Raw genomic sequence first — 15843 nt, 5'->3', positions numbered from 1 at the left:
GGTTCATGCGTGCGCATGGGGGCGGGCGGGGACCGGGCGCCAGACCGGGTCGCCCTCGGTGCGGTGCGCCGTCACCCAGCGGGCGGCGAGGTCGGTCGGGGTCAGGCCGAAACCGGGGCCGGGGGGCGGAGTGATCGTGTTGGTCCGCCGGTCCACGGCCGGGCGGGGCGCCACGACCATCTCCGGGAAGAACAGGTCGGACTGGCCGGCCTCGACGGTGAGGGCGTCCGGATGGGCGAAGGCCAGGGCGCGTCCCGCGTTGATCAGCGGGCCCACCTCGGCCACCTGCACCCCGACCTGGAAGGCCAGCCCCGCGCCGCGGGCGAGGCCGATCAGCCGGGCCGCGGTCACCGGGCCGCCGTTCTTGGACACGCGGACGTTGAAGGCGTCGCACGCCCCGGCCGCGATCGCCCGCTCGGCGTCCTCGGGGGTGCACACCGACTCGTCCAGCATCACGCGGGGCCCGGTACCGCCGCGCAGCCGGGCGAGGTCGGCCCAGGAGCCCTTGGCCAGCGGCTCCTCCACCCAGTCGGCGCCGGCGGTGTGCAGCGCCTCCATGTGGCCCGGAGCCTCCTCGGGCGACCAGCTCATGTTGGCGTCCACCATGACCGGCACCAGCTCGCCCAGCCGGGCCCGGATCGCGGCCACCGTACGGGCATCGCGCCGGATGTCGTCGGCCGCCTTGACCTTGACGAAGTGGAACGGGCCCCGCGTGTCCAGGAATTCGTCCACATCGAGACTGAGATCGAGGACTTGGGACACCGGGAGAGACGGGGGAGTGCGCGGGTGTGAGCCCGGAACCAAGGCCGAAGCGTGTGAACCCAGTTGTCGCCCCAGCAGGTCGAGCAGAGCCGTCTCCAGCAGGCAGAGCAGGTTGCCCCCGCCCCGCAGACCGAACGTGCCGGCGACCCCCGACCGCAGCAACTCGGCCAGCAGCAGCGACGGTTCGGTCGACCGCAGCCGGGCGAACACCGCGTCCAGCGGCACCTCCCGCAGCGCCGCCGTCACCGAGTCGCTGGTCTCGCCGGTGACATAGGCGCGGGGCGCGCACTCCCCGAGCCCGGTCGCGCCGTCCACCGTCAGCCGCAGCATGAGGCTGTCGGAGGCGGAGCGGCGCTTGGCCGGGTGGTCGAAGCCGACCGCCATGGGCAGCTCGACCCGGTACAGCGTGGCGCCGGCCGGTTCAGGCATCGCGGTTCAGCCCTTGGAGCAGGGTGAAGGTGGACGCCCAGTCCACCAGCCGGGCCCGGACGTCGGTGTAGAAGAGGTAGTGCTTGTCGGTGGCGAACTGGATCAGCGCGCCGTGCGAGCCGGTCATCCGGCGGAAGGTGGCGCGGGCGTCGTCCAGGTCCACGATCGGGTCGCCGACCCCGGAGACGTAGGCCGCAGGCACCGGGGGAAGCTCGCGCCCGGAGTGCATGTAGCGCGACTCCAGGTCGAGCAGCACGCCCCGTGAGCGGCGGGTCAGGGCGCGGGCCGCCAGGTCGTCGTTGTCGATGAAGTGCCGGTGGCGGACCTCGTCCGTGAAGTCCTCCGACCGCAGTCCCGCGTCCCACAGTTCGGTGCCCGACTCCGTTGCCAGGGCCTGCCGTTGGCCGTCGTCGAGGGTGGCGTGCAGCTTGCCCAGCCAGGCCGAGCAGAAGATCGCCGCGTCGTAGCGGGTGGTGAAGTCCGGGTGGTGCATGAGCGCCGCCATGAAGGAGCCGCCCAGGCAGTGCCCGAACAGGGAGAGCGGTACCTCGTCGCCTATGGCGGCGCGCACATGCTCCAGGGCGGTGATGTAGTCCCGCAGCACAGTGTCGGCGTCGGGGAGGTCCTGGCGGTCGCCGCCGCTGATGCCGGAGCCCCGGCGGTCCAGTACGTAGAAGGCGATGTCGTTGTCCGCGAACTGCGGGCCGACCTCCCACAGCCAGCCCGCGTGCGACTGGAGGCCGTGGAAGTAGAACACCGCTCCCTTGACCGGGCCGCGCGGGCGCCACAGGTGCAGGGCCAGCTCGGCGCCGTCGACCGGGAGTCCGGCTATCTCGCGGCGGATGTTCTGCGGTGGCCTCTTGGTCTCGATCACGTCCGGTTCCCCTCGGTCAGCGTCGGGTGGAGCGCGGCGACGAAGTCGACGTCCCGCTGGAACGGCTTGTACTTGTACTGGGTGGCGTTGCCCTGCTGGCGGCGGCTCTCGACGTACGCGGCGATGGCGTCGCGGGGCACCGTGACGACCTCCAGCGCACCGAGCCGGCCGCTGTCCCGCTTGGAGGCGTACTCGATGTTGATCTCGTGCAGCGCGGCGTCCACCGCCCCGGACAGCTTCGCGTCCAGCGACGCGGACGGCTCGGGGACCTCCGCGACGACGATGTAGTACGGCGGCTCCGCCCAGCGCGGGCCGCACATGAACAGCCCGGCGCCGAGCCCGTGGGCGGCGAGGCCGCGCTGGATGGCGCCGGTCACCTGGGACTCGGTGATCTTCTCGCCGGTGAACGAGTGGAAGATGCCGTCCCGGTGGACGAAGTGCACCCAGGGCGTGCCGTCCACGATCCGGTCCACGTGGTACACGTCCCCGGTCCACAGCCGGTAGAGGCCGTTGCCCTGCGTCATGATCAGGTGGTAATCGCGGCCCGGCTCGACCTCGTCGAACAGCAGCGTCTCCACCTGCTCGCCGGCCGCCACCAGGTCGCCGAGCGGCACCTCGGCCGGGACGAACTCGAAGAACGCCTGCCCCACCGCGAGCGGCTGGCTGTGCAGCGAGTCGTCCACCGGGATGGTGGTGACCCCCTCGGTGCCGCAGCTCATGAACGGCAGCCGGGCCACCCCGGGCAGCACCGCCTCCAGCTTGGCCGCGTACAGCCCGGCCGACGCGGACAGCCAGCAGGTGTAGAGCGTGAGCGAGGGCCACACGTCCTTGAGGCTGAAGTCCCGGTCCAGCAGCACCTTTTCGAGCCTGCGCGCCCCCTCCGCGTCGGGCGCGGTGTACGGGCGCCCCTCCAGCGTGCCGTCCCGCACGTCCCGTACGAGCCGGTCGCCGTGCTGGGCCAGCAGCTCCCGCAGCGAGATCAGGGTGCTCGGGTTGATCGACGAGATGTAGTGCAGGTCCTTGCCGATCAGGTGCCGGATGCGGTGGTACATCCGGCCCTCGTGGCCGCTCGGCACCTCCGGCCCGAACCACGGCGACTCGTACCAGGGCGGGTTCCAGTCCTGGCTGTTGATCTGCGGATGCCGGTTGCTGATCGCCTGGTGGCCGATGCCGTGCACGAAGTCGAACACGTCCTCGCGCACGGTCTGCGTGTCCAGCGTCGCGTACGGATGGGCCAGCAGCTCCGGGTGGTACTCCAGATACGTGCCCCACATCGCCTTCATGGCGGGGATGCGGTAGGTCAGCAGCCAGTGCAGGGTGTACGGCACCAGCTTGGGCACCCCGGTGGTGCCGCTCGTCTTCAGCCAGCGCAGCACCGGGCTGCAGGTCAGGGTGCCGCCCTTGGTCCGGGTCTCCCGCTGGATCTCGGGCACGAAGTCGTCGTAGCGCATCACGGGGACCAGCGAGCGGAAGCTGTCCGGGTCGTCGGCGACGGCCGAGTAGCCCTTCTCCCGCCAGTGCACCGAGCCCGCGCTCATGTCGATGACGTCGTCCAGCACCCGGCGCTGGGCCAGGCCCGGCTGCTTGAGGTCGGTCAGCAGGGCGTCCCGCGCCTGGCGGCACTCCTCCGCGAACGGGTCCCGGCGGGCCTGCCAGTGTTTCTGCCAGTGAGGTATGTCCACAGTCGCTCCTGAAGAAGCCTGAAGAAGCCTGAAGAAGGTGAAGTGGTCACAGGGCCGGACCGGTGGATCAGCGGTCGATGTACGCCATCATCCGGTCGTTGTACCGGGGTCCCGCGACCGCGTCGGCGCGCACGGCGACCTCGATCTCGGCGAGCGTGTCCGCGTCGAGGCGGACCTCGGCGGCACGGGTGTTCTCCTCCAGATAGGTGCGCCGCTTGGTGCCGGGGATCGGCACGATGTCGTCGCCCTGGTGCAGCACCCAGGCGATGGCGAGCTGGGCCGGGGTCAGGCCGTGGCGCGCGGCGACCTCGCTGATCTTCCGGGCGATCGCCGTGTTCTGGTCGTAGTTGGCGCCCTGGAGACGGGGGTCGTGGTGGCGGAAGTCGTCCTCCGGGTACTCCTCGGCGCGCCGGACGCCACCGGTGAGGAAGCCCCGGCCCAGCGGACAGAAGCCGACCAGGCCGATGCCCAGCTCGCGCAGCACCGGCAGGACCCCGTCCTCCAGGTTCCGCTCCCACACCGAGTACTCGCTCTGCACCACGGAGAGGGGGTGCACGGCGTGGGCGCGGCGGATGGTGCGCTCGCCCACCTCGCACAGGCCCAGATGGCGGACCTTGCCCTGCTCCACCAGGCCGGCCATGGCGCCGACCACGTCCTCGATCGGCACCCTGGGGTCCAGGCGGTGCTGGTAGAGGATGTCGATGTAGTCGGTGCCGAGGCGCTTCAGGGACGCCTCGACCACCTCGACGATGTGTTCCGGACGACTGTCGGCCTCGGCGGTCGTGCCGTCCTTCAGCTTCATCGGGAAGCCGAACTTGGTCGCGATCACGGCCTGTTCACGGCGCCCGGCGAGCGCCTGGCCGAGCAGCACCTCGTTGTCGTACGGCCCGTACGCCTCGGCCGTGTCGAACAGGGTGTACCCCAGCTCCAGCGCACGGTGGACGGTCGCCACCGACTCCCGGTCGTCCGGGGTGCCGTACCACTGGCTCATCCCCATGCAGCCCAGGCCCAGTTCGGAGACCTTCAGCCCCCGGCGGCCCAGCTCGCGCGTCTTCAGCATGCCTTCTCCTCGCTCCTGGCGATCCCCCGCCGGCAGGCGCTCCTGGCGGCTGGCGACGCAACTGAAGCACATCCATGTACTGGAGTTCAATAGCTGACTGTGGTCGAGTGATCGCGCTGCCGTACGGCGGGTGAACGTCGTGCGCCGAGCGGGTCACCGTCGTGTAAACCCGTGTGAGCTGCGGAAGTTGGGGATCGCAGGTGGCGGCGGGTGTGTGATGCCGCTGTAACGGCGACTTCATCATCAAGACCCCGGCACAAGTTTGTTCTTCGGTATAGATTTGAACCACCGACTGGGGGAGGAGAGTTGCGATGACCACTGGGGAACCGATCGCGATCATCGGCATGGGGTGCAGATTTCCGGGGGCGGCCGGGGTCGAGGAGTTCTGGGCCCTGCTGGTGGGCAACACCGACGCGGTGATCCCGGTACCGGCGGACCGGTTCGACGTCGGCGCCTGGTACGCCCCCGAGCCCGGCACACCGGACCGGCTGATCTCCCGGCACGGCGGTTTCCTGGACGGGCTGCACGACTTCGACGCCGCCTTCTTCGGGATCTCGCCCCGCGAGGCCCGCACCATGGACCCGCAGCAACGGCTGCTGCTGCACACCGTCTGGGAGGCGTTCGAGGACGCCGGAGTGCCGCCGTCCACGGTCCGGGGGAGCGCCGCCGGGGTGTTCGTCGGTCAGGCCACCGCCGAGTACGCCGACGCCGCCGGGCGGTCCGCCACCGCCGACGTACGGGCCATGGCGGGCGGCCGGCTGCGCGCCGTCACCTCCGGCCGGGTCTCCTACGCCTTCGACCTGCGCGGACCCAGCGTGGTGCTGGACACCGCCTGCTCGTCCTCGCTGGTCGCCGTGCACAGCGCGCGGCAGAGCCTGCTCACCGGCGAGTGCGACCTCGCCGTGGCCGCCGGGGTCAACGCCGTGCTGTCACCCACCGACGCGGTCGCCTACTCGCAGGGCCGGATGCTGTCCCCGGACGGCCGCTGCAAGTTCGGCGACAGCTCGGCCGACGGGTTCGTACGTAGCGAGGGCGTGGGCGTGGTCCTCCTCAAGCGGCTCTCCGACGCCCTCGCGGACGGCGACCCGGTCCGCGCGCTGCTGCTCGGCAGCGCGGTCACCAACGACGGTGACGGCAGCGGCCTGTTGCTCCAGCCCGCCGTCTCCGGCCAGGCCGCGATGCTCCGTACGGCCTGGCGCAGCGCCGGTGTCGGCCACGTGGACTACGTCGAGGCCCACGGCACCGGCACCACCGTCGGAGACGGGGTCGAACTGCGGGCGCTGACCGAGGTGTTGAACGGCCAGGGGTACTCCGGAGCGCCCGTTCCGGTCGGGTCCGTGAAGACCAACATCGGGCATGCCGAGGCCGCCGCCGGGATCGCCGGGCTCATCAAGGCCGTACTCGTCGCCGAGCACCGCACGATCCCCGCCTCGCTCCACCTCACCGCACCGCAGGACGGGCTCACCGACGCCCCCGTGGCCGTGGCCGACCGCAACACCCCGCTGCGGCCCAAGGGGGAGCGGGCCGTGCTCGGCGTCAGCTCCTTCGGCATCTCGGGCACCAACGCCCACGCGGTGATCGGGGAGTTCGTGCCCGAGCCGCGCCCCGCCGCACCGTCCCCCGAAGCGGGCCCGCACCTGCTCGTGCTCAGCGCCCGCACCCCCGAGGCCCTGCGCCGGCTCGCTCTGCGCCACGCGGCCCACCTCGGCCCCGAGGGCCCCGGCCGCCGGTACGCCCTCGGTGACATCTGCCGCTCCGCCGCCACCGGCCGCGACCACCACCCCTTCCGCCTCTGGGCTGTTGGCGACACCCACGACGCCCTGGCCGACGTACTGCGCGACCTGGCCGAGGGGCGCCCGACCCCGGACGGCGGACTGCACGAGGCCGGGTTCGACGGTCCCCGCCAAGTCGCCTTCGTCTTCCCCGGCCAGGGCTCGCAGTGGCCCGGCATGGGCCGCGAACTCCTGCGCACCTCCGAGGCGTTCCGCACCGCCCTGGCCGAGTGCGACGCAGCCGTACGCGCCGAGACGGGCTGGTCCGTGCTCGACCTGCTCCAGGACGACAACGCCCAACTCGCCGACGCGGTCGAGCTGGTGCAGCCCGTCCTCTGGGCCATGGAGGTCGCCCTCGCCGCCCACTGGCGCGCCCTCGGCGTCGACCCCGACGTCTGCGTGGGCCACAGCATGGGCGAAGTGGCCGCCGCCTGCGTCGCGGGCGCGCTGTCCGTACGGGACGCCGCGCGCGTCATCTGCCGCCGCAGCGACCTGATGCAACGCCTCGCCGGACGCGGCGCGATGCTCGCCACCGAACTCTCTCCGGACCAGGCCCACGCCCTGGTGACGGGCTACGACGACACGGTGTGCGTCGCCGTGGAGAACTCCCCGAACGCCACCGTCCTCGCCGGTGACCCCGGCGTACTCGCGGACATCGCACGGGAGTTGGAGCGCCGCGAGGTGCTGTGCCGCACGGTCAAGGTCAACGTGGCCTCCCACTCCCCGCTGATGGACGAGATCCGCGAGGACCTGCTGGCCCGGCTCGCCGAGGTCACGCCCGCCGCGCCGGGCACGCCGATGTTCTCCACCGTCCGCAGCGCCCCCGTCGAGGGTGCTGTGCTGGACGCCGGCTACTGGGCGGACAACCTGCGGGAGCCGGTGCGCTTCGCTCAGTCCGTACGGCAGGTCGTCCGGGAGCGCGGCCCGGTCTTCGTGGAGGTCAGCCCGCATCCGCTGCTCGGCCGGGCGATCGAGGACGTCCAACTGGACGCCGGAGTCCCGCCCACCGTCGTGACCACGCTGGTCCGGCAGCAGAGCGAGGCGACGGCCACCGCCCGCGCCCTCGGCCGCGCTTACGCCCTGGGCGCCCCGGTCGACTGGCGCCGCCGGTACGGCGACGAAGGTCCGCGCGTGCCGCTGCCCTCCTACGCCTGGGACACCGAGGAGTACCGCGCCGCACCCGAGCCCGTCGTACCGTCCGGGCTCGGTGAGCGCCGGGTCCGGCTGTCCCGCCTCGGGGCCGCCGCGCTGGGTACGGGCGTGACCGCGCGCGGCGCCTCCCTCGTACCGCCCGTGCTGTACCTCCAGGCGGTGGCCGAGACCCTGCGCGACCTCGTCGGCGCGGGCCCGGTGGAGCTGCGGGACGTGCGGATCGGCGGCACCCTGCCGTCCCTCGCGGAGGCCGCCGCCACGACACTGGTGATCGGGCTGGACCAAGGGGCCGGCGACGCTTACGAGTTCCGGGTCGCCGCGGTCACCGACGGCTCCGCCGAACCGGTGTCCTGCGTGACCGGCAGCGCCCTCGCCCGGCCGGGGGCGGACGCGCCAGCGGCCGTCACCCTCGACACCGCGCTCACCCGCTGCACCGAGTACGTGCCCGGCGCCGAGTTCTACCGCCGGGCCGAGGCCCGCGGCTACTCCGTCGCCCCGCCGCTGCGCGCCGTACGGCAGATGTGGCGGCGCGAGGGCGAGGCGGTGGCCCGGCTCCAGATGCCCCCGGCCGACGCCGGAGCCGTGGGCGCGCTGGAGGCCGCGCTGCTGACCATGCTGGCCTCCTGGCCGCACGGGGACGGCGCCGCCCAGGACACCTACCTGCCGCTCTCCTTCGACCGGGTCCTGCTGGCCGACGAGCCCACCGGCGAGTTCTGGAGCACGGCCCGGTTCGCGCCGGACGCCGACGCGGAGGGCGGGCGGTGCGACATCGTCCTCACGGGGGCGGACGGCCGGGTGCTGGCCGACTTCGAGGGGGTCGCCCTGCTCCGGTCGGGGGGTGCACCGGTGCGCGTCGCGGAGGTCCCTCGTACCGCGCCGCCCGTACGGCTGGAGGCGCCCCCCGTGGCGGACCGGCTCATCATCCACACCGCCACGGTCCTCGGCACCACCGTCGACCGGGTCGACCCCCGGCGCCCCCTGCGTGACCTGGGGCTGGACTCGCTGATGGCGGTTCAGCTCCGGCGCATCCTGAAGCAGGACTTCGGGGTGGAGATCCCCACCAGCCGGCTCCTGGGCGACGAGAGCGCGGCGGCTATCGCGGCCGGGCTGGCCGGAGCAGGAGTCTGACCACACCACCCGCCCACGTGCGGCCGCCCCTTGACGGGGAACGGCCGCACGACCCGTTCTGGAACCCTGATGTATCGATGCACTACGGTATAGAGAACGTCGTCGCCGTGGACGCGGGCCTGGTGAGGCGGTGGCAGCCATGCCGCCGCCGGATTGCGGGAGGTGTCACGGAGACGCCGCCTCGAACGGGGCCGAGAGTTAGAGAGAGCCGATGACGACCGAGGAAACCGAGCTGGTCCGCCCTCCGGGACGCCGGGAACGCAGCAGGCAGCGCATTCACGACCGCCTGTACACCTCCGCCCTGGAACTGTTCGCCGAGCAGGGGTACGAACGCACCACCATCGACCAGATCACCGAGCGCGCGGACGTGGCGAGGGGCACCTTCTTCAACCACTTCCAGCGCAAGGAGGACCTCGTCACCACCTGGGCCCAGCAGCGCCAGGACAAGCTGCGGACCTACATGGACAAGTCCCTCGCCCACCAGGACGACGACACCACCGTGCAGTTGGAGCGCTGCATGTCCGCGCTGGCCGACTTCAACGAGGCCGAGCGCAATCTCACCCAGGTCATGCTGGCCGCCTGGGTCAGGTCGGGCCAGCCGCTCCAGGAGGAGCCCGAGTACGCCGGGCACGTCTTCGTGCGGGCCATCCTCGCCGGGCAGGCGCGGGGCGAGGTCGCCCCCGACATCGACCCGGTGCTGGCGGGCAACATGCTGCGCGACGCCTACCTGGGACTGCTCTACCGGTGGAGCCAGACCACCGACGACAGCATCCCGCTCCACGTCGAACTCCGCGCCCTGCTGCGGATCTCGCTCACCGGCGTCCTGTCCTACCCCCGGCGCGGTGCCGCCCGCCCCACCCCGGCCGAGGCCGCGTCCGTCAACTGACGCCGCTACGCGTCCGGTTCCGTCCCCCGGCGCACCGACGCCCCCTCGCCCGCCGTGCGGGGTGCCGGAATCGCCGGGGACAGGCGGGCGTGCGCGCGGGCCCGGCGGTCGTCGGCCTTCGCGCACAACTCCCGTACGGCAGAGGCGAATCGCTCGGGGGAGGGCGGGTCGGCCGGGCCGAGCAGGTGTTCCTTGAGCTTGGCGCGGTCGGCCGCGTGCTGGTCCTGGCGCGGGTCGCGCACCGCGTCCAGCAGGTACCGCACGGTCGCCGCGTCCGGAGTCAGCACGGTACCGGCCGACACTGTCGGGAAGGCGGCCCGGAAGTCGTCCTCGGACAGGCCCGAGGTGTTGGCCACGGCGTACGGCTTCTCGCTGCTCAGCCAGTCCGAGACCACGCTGGACACATCGCTGATCAGCAGGTCGGCCTCGTTGAAGCAGGCGTACAGCGCCGGGCGGGGGCCGGTCACGATCCGGTGCTCCCACTCGGGGAACGACGCCCAGTACGCCCGCTCCCAGGCGGCTGTGGCCCGCGCAATCCGGGACTCGCGGTCGCCGTCCGGGGTGCCCTGGAGCATCATCCGCTCCAACTCGTCGGCCGCACCACGGAAGGTGGTCGAGGTGAGGTGGTCCAACTCGGCCGTGCGGCGCAGCAGTTCGACCTGGGCCTCCGGGGCGGGCCGGGGGCCGGAGCGCTTCGCGTTGGCCGCGTGGATCAGCGCCCGGATGCGCTCGTCGGCCGCGCCCGCGCGGGGGTCCACCGAACCGGTCATCGGGTGCGGCTTGTAAAGGACGCGCACACGGGGGTCGTTGAGCAACTGCCCGACGATGTGCTCGCCCGCCAGGACGACCGAGGTGTTGCCCGGATTGCCGTCCCAGCCCTCCCAGGTCGGGGCGTACAGCACGGTGGTGTACGGGCCGGTGGGCGGGCCCGAGTACGGGCGGATCGGCGCCAGTTGGGGGCGGCCGACCTCCACCACGTCCTTGTCCTCCACGCCGACGTCCGCGAGCGCGTACCGCTCCCGCGCGGCCGGTCCGGCCACCCACACCTCGTCGTACGCCTTGGCGTAGGGGTTGCAGGAGGACAGCTTGTCGCTCTCGCCGTGGTTGATGAACGCGTGCTTGATGGCGGGGATGCGCAACACCTGGGATGTCTTGCCGGAGTTGGCGGGGTGCAGTATCGCCTTCAGTGTCGAGTTCTCCAGCGCGAACAGTGTGGCGACCTTGGGCAGGCAGAGCACGGGTACGTCCGTCGCGTCGATCTTCTGCACCATGAACCGCTCGCGCAGCACGATCAGCGGCCGCTCAAGACCGGCGAGCGTGGAGAGCCACATGTTGGCCTGGTAGGCGGAGGAGGCGCCGCCGGAGAAGTACATCGCCACGGTCGGGCGGTACCCGGCCAGCCAGTCGTCCAGCCACTCCATGACCTGCGCGTCGCTCGCGGCCCGCTTCTCCGGCAGCAGCCAGGTGGCCAGGCGGGCGACGCCCATGCCGATCAGGGTGAGCGAGGCGGCGAGCCCGATCGCGCCCCAACGGCCGTGCGCGGTAAGGGCGGTGGCCAGCAGGCCCGTCGTGGCCGGGACGGAGAACGCCAGCAGGCGGTGCCCGGCCTGGCGGGCCAGGATGCGCGGCGGGGCGGCGGTGGGGTTCAGCGCCGAGACGTCGATGTTGCGGGTGACGACCGGCAGGGTCCGGGCGCGGCGCACCAGCAGGGAGACCGCCTGGCAGGCGAAGTGCAGGACGTAGAACGCGCTCAGCGCGCCGAGCAGCGGGGGCATCTCCCGCTCCGGGTCGATCCCGTCGATCCGCAGCAGCGCCACCACGATCAGCATGTCCCGCAGCAACTGCCGTACGGTCACGTCGAGTCGGATGCGGCTCAGCGGGGACAGCAGGGCGGGGCGCCGGTGCAGCAGGCAGGCGTCGAGCGCGAGACCGGCCGCGCCGGAGGCGACGAGGAGCGGGGCGTTCGGCAGCAGCGCGCCGGCCAACTGCGTGGCGAACAGCAGGAACAGGCTGAATATCGCGCACAGCGCGGGTAGTTGGGTCCAGATTCTCGGGAGGAGTCCGGCAAGCGGCACGGTGGGAGCTCCTGCTGTTCGCACGACGGGACACGCGGCACTGGAACGGCCCCGGCCACCCGCGCCCGCCCCGGCCCCACGCACAGCCAACGACCGGCCCCACCCCCGGTCACGTACCGCCGTGCTTTCGAATCCCCCTGCCCTCCCGAGCCGAGGGACCTGTGGCCCGGCCCGCCCCGGCGCCGTGGCATCATCGGCCGGGGTTCCGGCGGAGAAAGGGTCGCGGAGGGTGATGGAGAGGGTTCTCGGGGTGGCCGGGGCGTTGCTCGACGGCGCCTCCCTGGAGATGACCGGCAAGGACGTGCCCCGGCTGGCGGAGGCGCGGGCCGCGCTGGACGGCGGGACCCGGATCAACGTCACCTACCTCGCGGGCGAAGACGCCGGCATGCGGCTCGCGGCCGCGCGGGCGGTGCGGGAGCACGGGTTCGTGCCGGTGCCGCACCTCTCGGCACGGCGGCTGCCCTCCAGCGCCGAGCTGGAACGTTTCCTCGCCGGGCTCGCCGAGGCGGGCGCCGTGGAGAACGTCTTCGTGGTCGGCGGCGACCCGGCCCGCCCCGAGGGCCCGTACGAGGACGCGCTCTCCGTGATCAGCGGCGGGCTGCTCCAGCGGTACGGCGTACGGCACGTCGGCATCTGCGGCTACCCGGAGGGGCACCCGGCGATCGGCGACGACGCGCTGTGGTCCGCGCTCACCGGCAAGGCGGCCGCGCTCCAGGAGGCGGGGCTCGCGGGCGACGTCATCACCCAGTTCGGCTTCGACGCCGACGCCGTCCTCACCTGGCTGGAGGCCCTGCGCGGGCGCGGGGTGCACCTCCCGGTACGGGTCGGCGTACCCGGCCCGGCGGGGGTGCGGCGGCTGCTCGGGTACGCGACGCGGTTCGGGGTCGGCACGGGAGCCACGGTCGCCCGCAAGTACGGGCTCTCGCTGACCAACCTCATGGGCACGGCGGGCCCCGACCGCTTCCTGGACGACCTGGCCGACGGCTACGACCCCGCTCGCCACGGCACCGTCAAACTGCACTTCTACACCTTCGGCGGGCTCCGGCCGACCGCCGAGTGGATCACCCGGTACCGGCGGGAACGCGGCTAGGAGCCCCTCACGGCCGGGCCGGAGGTCGGCCGCCTCGCGGCGATGTCCCGCCGGCCGCAGGCTTGGAGGTAAGGGAAGCAGGCCGCCGCCGTGTCACGTCGAGCCCGGCAGTGCCGCTTGCAGGGCTCACTCACCCGCCCCTCCGCGACGGCGACGGACGTACCCGGCCCCTGCTCCGCAGGGAACGGCTTTGGGACGCGAAGTGAGGCGATCGCATGGACCAGGCTCCCGAGGTGGCGGTGATAGGAGCCGGCATCGTCGGACTCTCCACCGCCTACGCACTGGCCGAACGCGGAGTGACCGCGCGGGTCTACGAACGCGGCCTTCCGGGCCACGGGCAGTCCAGTGGCCAGTCCCGCATATTCCGCCACGCGCACGACGACCCCCGTATGGTCGAGCTGACCCGCCGGGGCCGCGCCGTCTGGGACGAGTGGTCCGACCGGTTGGGGGCCGAACTGATCTCCGGGGACGGAGTGGTCGCCCTGGGCAGCCCCGTTTCGCGAAGGCTGCGCATCCTGGAGGAAGCCGGCGGCATACCGGTCCGGAGCGTGGACAGCGCCGAGCTGCACGCCCGCATGCCGCTGCTCGCCGACTATCACGGTCCCGCCATGCTCGACGAGGGCGGCGGCGCCATCCGGACCCGTCTCGCGGTCGGGAGACTGGCCGACGCGCTGGGTGACTCCGTGGTCACCGACGAGGTCATCTCGCTCCACCCGACGGACCGCGGCACGGTGGAGGTGCTCAGTGCCGTCGGCCGCGAGGAGTACGCGACGGCCGTGGTCTGCGCGGGTCTGGGCACCGCGCAGTTGGCGCGCACCGTCGGGCTTTCGCTCCCCGTACAGCCGGCCGCCCACGTCCGCCTCACCTTCCAGGTCGAAGGAACGCCTCCGGAGCGGGTCGCCTGCCTGCAGGACAGCAGCGGCGAATTCGGGGAGGTCGGCGTCTACGCGGTCCCCTATCCGGGCAACAGCCGGTACGCGGTGGGCCTCAGCCAGACGGTCGAGGTGCGGGAGGACGGCAGCTTCGCCGACCCCGCGGCACTGGCGGAACTCAGCGACCGCGCCCACGCGTACGTCACCCGCGCCTTGCCCGGCCTCGACCCCGAGCCCGTCGAGCACCTCCACTGCTGGGTGACGAGCCTGCCGTGGAGCGAGGACGGCATGGCGGTCTGGGAGACCGGCGGCATCTTCTTCGCCGCCGGGCACAACCTGTTCAAGCAGGCACCAGTGCTGGGCCGGGCGCTGGCCGCCGCGGCCACGGGCGAGGAACTCGAGGCGGACCTGCGTCCGGCGGCAGCACTCGGCCGGCCCCGCTGAACACCGGCAGGCGCGGCTGCCCCCTCCCGTGATCCCGACCGACCGCCTGGCCGCCTCCGACGTGCATGTCGGAAACTCGCCAGCCTCCGGTGCCGTACTGCCCGATGCTTGAGGCATGCGGAACGCGACCATCAGCACCCATGCCCCGCCCTTCGACCGGGAGCACTGCGTGCACGCCGTCCAGTCCAAGGACGCCCGGTTCGACGGCTGGTTCTTCACCGCCGTGCTCACCACCCGCGTCTACTGCCGCCCGAGCTGCCCGGTGGTGCCGCCCAAGGCCGAGAACATGACCTTCTACCCGAGTGCCGCCGCCTGCCAGCGCGCCGGGTTCCGGGCCTGCAAGCGCTGCCGGCCCGACGCCACCCCCGGCTCGCCGGAATGGAACCACCGCGCCGACCTGGTCGCCCGCGCCATGCGGCTCATCGCGGACGGGGTCGTGGACCGGGAGGGCGTACCCGGACTCGCCGCCCGGCTCGGCTACTCCGCCCGCCAGATCGAGCGCCAGCTCCTCGCCGAACTCGGTGCCGGGCCGCTCTCCCTGGCCCGCGCCCAGCGCGCCCAGACCGCGCGGCTGCTGATCGAGACCACCGCGCTGCCCATGGCGGAGGTCGCCTTCGCCGCCGGGTTCTCCTCGATCCGCACCTTCAACGACACCGTCCGCGAGGTCTTCGCCCTGGCCCCGTCCGACCTGCGCGCCCGCGCACCCCACGCCCGGGCGGTCGGCACCGCGGGCACCCTCACGCTCCGGCTGCCGTTCCGCGCCCCGCTGAACCCCAGCAACCTCTTCGGCCACCTCGCCGCCACCGCCGTACCGGGCGTGGAGGAGTGGCGGGACGGCGCCTACCGGCGCACGCTGCGGCTGCCGTACGGGCACGGCATCGTCGCCCTCACGCCCGAGGCCACGCACGTCGGCTGCCGGATCGCCCTCAGCGACCTGCGCGACCTCACCGTGGCCATCAGCCGGTGCCGCAGGCTGCTCGACCTGGACGCCGACCCGGTGGCCGTGGACGAGCGGCTGCGCGCCGACCCGCTGTTCGCCCCGCTGGTGGACGCCGGGCCGGGGCGCCGGGTGCCGCGCACGGTCGACGAGGCGGAGTTCGCCGTACGCGCGGTGCTCGGGCAGCAGGTGTCCACGGCCGCCGCCCGTACGCACGCGGCCCGGCTGGTCACCGCGCACGGCAAGCCGCTGGACGACCCCGAGGGCGGGCTCACCCACCTCTTCCCCGAACCCGACGCGCTGGCCGCCGTGGACCCCGAGACCCTCGCCATGCCGCGCAGCCGCCGCGCCACGCTGACCACGCTGGTCGCGGCGCTCGCGGACGGCACGCTGAACCTGGGCGTCGAGGCCGACCGGGCCGAGACCCGCGCCCGGCTGCTGGAGCTGCCCGGCTTCGGCCCCTGGACCGCCGACGTCATCGCCATGCGCGCCCTCGGCGACCCCGACGCCTTCCTCCCCACCGACCTCGGCGTCCGGCGAGCCGCCTCGGGCCTGGGCCTGCCCGCCACCCCGGCGGCGCTCACCGCCCGCGCGGAGGCGTGGCGGCCCTGGCGGGCGTATGCCGTGCAGTACCTGTGGGCGACCGACAGCCATCCGATCAACTTCCTCCCGGCCTGAAG

Annotated in this window: 10 protein-coding genes; 5 read left to right on the top strand and 5 right to left on the bottom strand. The window is 73.0% G+C overall.

The features are described 5' to 3' along the window. Positions 1-3: 3 nt before the first annotated feature. From E5083_RS14850 to E5083_RS14835, 4 genes are all read right to left on the bottom strand, one after another. Positions 4-1191 carry an enolase C-terminal domain-like protein gene (locus E5083_RS14850; RefSeq protein WP_135786158.1) on the bottom strand — a complete coding sequence of 396 codons (1188 nt, stop codon included), beginning with the start codon at positions 1189-1191 and terminating at the stop codon, positions 4-6. Further along, complete coding sequence (locus E5083_RS14845) at positions 1184-2065, bottom strand: alpha/beta fold hydrolase (protein ID WP_135786157.1); 882 nt, start codon at positions 2063-2065, stop codon at positions 1184-1186. The genes E5083_RS14850 and E5083_RS14845 overlap by 8 nt, the downstream gene beginning before the upstream one ends. Then, positions 2062-3747 (bottom strand): GH3 family acyl-acid amido synthetase, encoded by a 1686-nt coding sequence (locus E5083_RS14840; protein ID WP_135786156.1) that lies wholly within the window; start codon positions 3745-3747, stop codon positions 2062-2064. Before E5083_RS14840 ends, E5083_RS14845 begins: the two co-directional genes overlap by 4 nt. A 67-nt stretch (positions 3748-3814) precedes the next feature. Continuing rightward, the gene (locus E5083_RS14835) at positions 3815-4807 is read right to left on the bottom strand and encodes an aldo/keto reductase (protein WP_135786155.1); all 993 of its coding nucleotides are present in this window, start codon (positions 4805-4807) and stop codon (positions 3815-3817) included. A gap of 311 nt (positions 4808-5118) precedes the next feature. Between E5083_RS14835 and E5083_RS14830 the strand changes: the two genes are divergently transcribed. Together E5083_RS14830 and E5083_RS14825 are read left to right on the top strand one after the other, a co-directional pair. After that, positions 5119-8859 carry a type I polyketide synthase gene (locus tag E5083_RS14830; protein WP_135786154.1) on the top strand — a complete coding sequence of 1247 codons (3741 nt, stop codon included), beginning with the start codon at positions 5119-5121 and terminating at the stop codon, positions 8857-8859. Positions 8860-9070: 211 nt separating this feature from the next. Further along, the gene (locus E5083_RS14825; RefSeq protein WP_244317504.1) at positions 9071-9745 is read left to right on the top strand and encodes a TetR/AcrR family transcriptional regulator; all 675 of its coding nucleotides are present in this window, start codon (positions 9071-9073) and stop codon (positions 9743-9745) included. A gap of 5 nt (positions 9746-9750) precedes the next feature. Here the strand turns inward: E5083_RS14825 and E5083_RS14820 are convergent, their stop codons facing one another. Continuing rightward, a complete protein-coding gene (locus E5083_RS14820) occupies positions 9751-11820 on the bottom strand; it encodes a hypothetical protein (protein ID WP_135786153.1) in 2070 nt (689 codons plus the stop codon). A gap of 232 nt (positions 11821-12052) precedes the next feature. Here E5083_RS14820 and E5083_RS14815 point away from each other — a divergent pair, with 232 nt between their 5' ends. The 3 genes from E5083_RS14815 (at position 12053) to E5083_RS14805 (ending at position 15841) form a co-directional block, all read left to right on the top strand. After that, positions 12053-12910, top strand: a complete 858-nt coding sequence (locus E5083_RS14815; RefSeq protein ID WP_208754052.1) for a methylenetetrahydrofolate reductase — start codon at positions 12053-12055, stop codon at positions 12908-12910. Positions 12911-13125: 215 nt separating this feature from the next. Then, a complete protein-coding gene (locus tag E5083_RS14810) occupies positions 13126-14226 on the top strand; it encodes an NAD(P)/FAD-dependent oxidoreductase (protein ID WP_135786152.1) in 1101 nt (366 codons plus the stop codon). 115 nt (positions 14227-14341) lie between these two features. Next, on the top strand, positions 14342-15841 hold the full coding sequence (locus tag E5083_RS14805; protein WP_135786151.1) for an AlkA N-terminal domain-containing protein: 1500 nt from the start codon (positions 14342-14344) through the stop codon (positions 15839-15841). Positions 15842-15843 lie beyond the last annotated feature (2 nt).

Origin of the sequence: Streptomyces bauhiniae (genome assembly GCF_004784475.1) — a bacterium.
GTDB classification, from domain to species: Bacteria; Actinomycetota; Actinomycetes; order Streptomycetales; family Streptomycetaceae; genus Streptomyces; species Streptomyces seoulensis.
This window is presented reverse-complemented; position numbering and strand designations above follow the sequence as displayed.

Excerpts from the sequence above, each read along its gene's own strand:
- E5083_RS14850 (WP_135786158.1), bottom strand. The coding sequence starts at position 1,191 with ATGCCTGAACCGGCCGGCGCCACGCTGTACCGGGTCGAGCTGCCCATG.
- E5083_RS14835 (WP_135786155.1), bottom strand. The coding sequence starts at position 4,807 with ATGCTGAAGACGCGCGAGCTGGGCCGCCGGGGGCTGAAGGTCTCCGAA.
- E5083_RS14830 (WP_135786154.1), top strand. The coding sequence starts at position 5,119 with ATGACCACTGGGGAACCGATCGCGATCATCGGCATGGGGTGCAGATTT.
- E5083_RS14825 (WP_244317504.1), top strand. The coding sequence starts at position 9,071 with ATGACGACCGAGGAAACCGAGCTGGTCCGCCCTCCGGGACGCCGGGAA.
- E5083_RS14815 (WP_208754052.1), top strand. The coding sequence starts at position 12,053 with ATGGAGAGGGTTCTCGGGGTGGCCGGGGCGTTGCTCGACGGCGCCTCC.
- E5083_RS14810 (WP_135786152.1), top strand. The coding sequence starts at position 13,126 with ATGGACCAGGCTCCCGAGGTGGCGGTGATAGGAGCCGGCATCGTCGGA.
- E5083_RS14805 (WP_135786151.1), top strand. The coding sequence starts at position 14,342 with ATGCGGAACGCGACCATCAGCACCCATGCCCCGCCCTTCGACCGGGAG.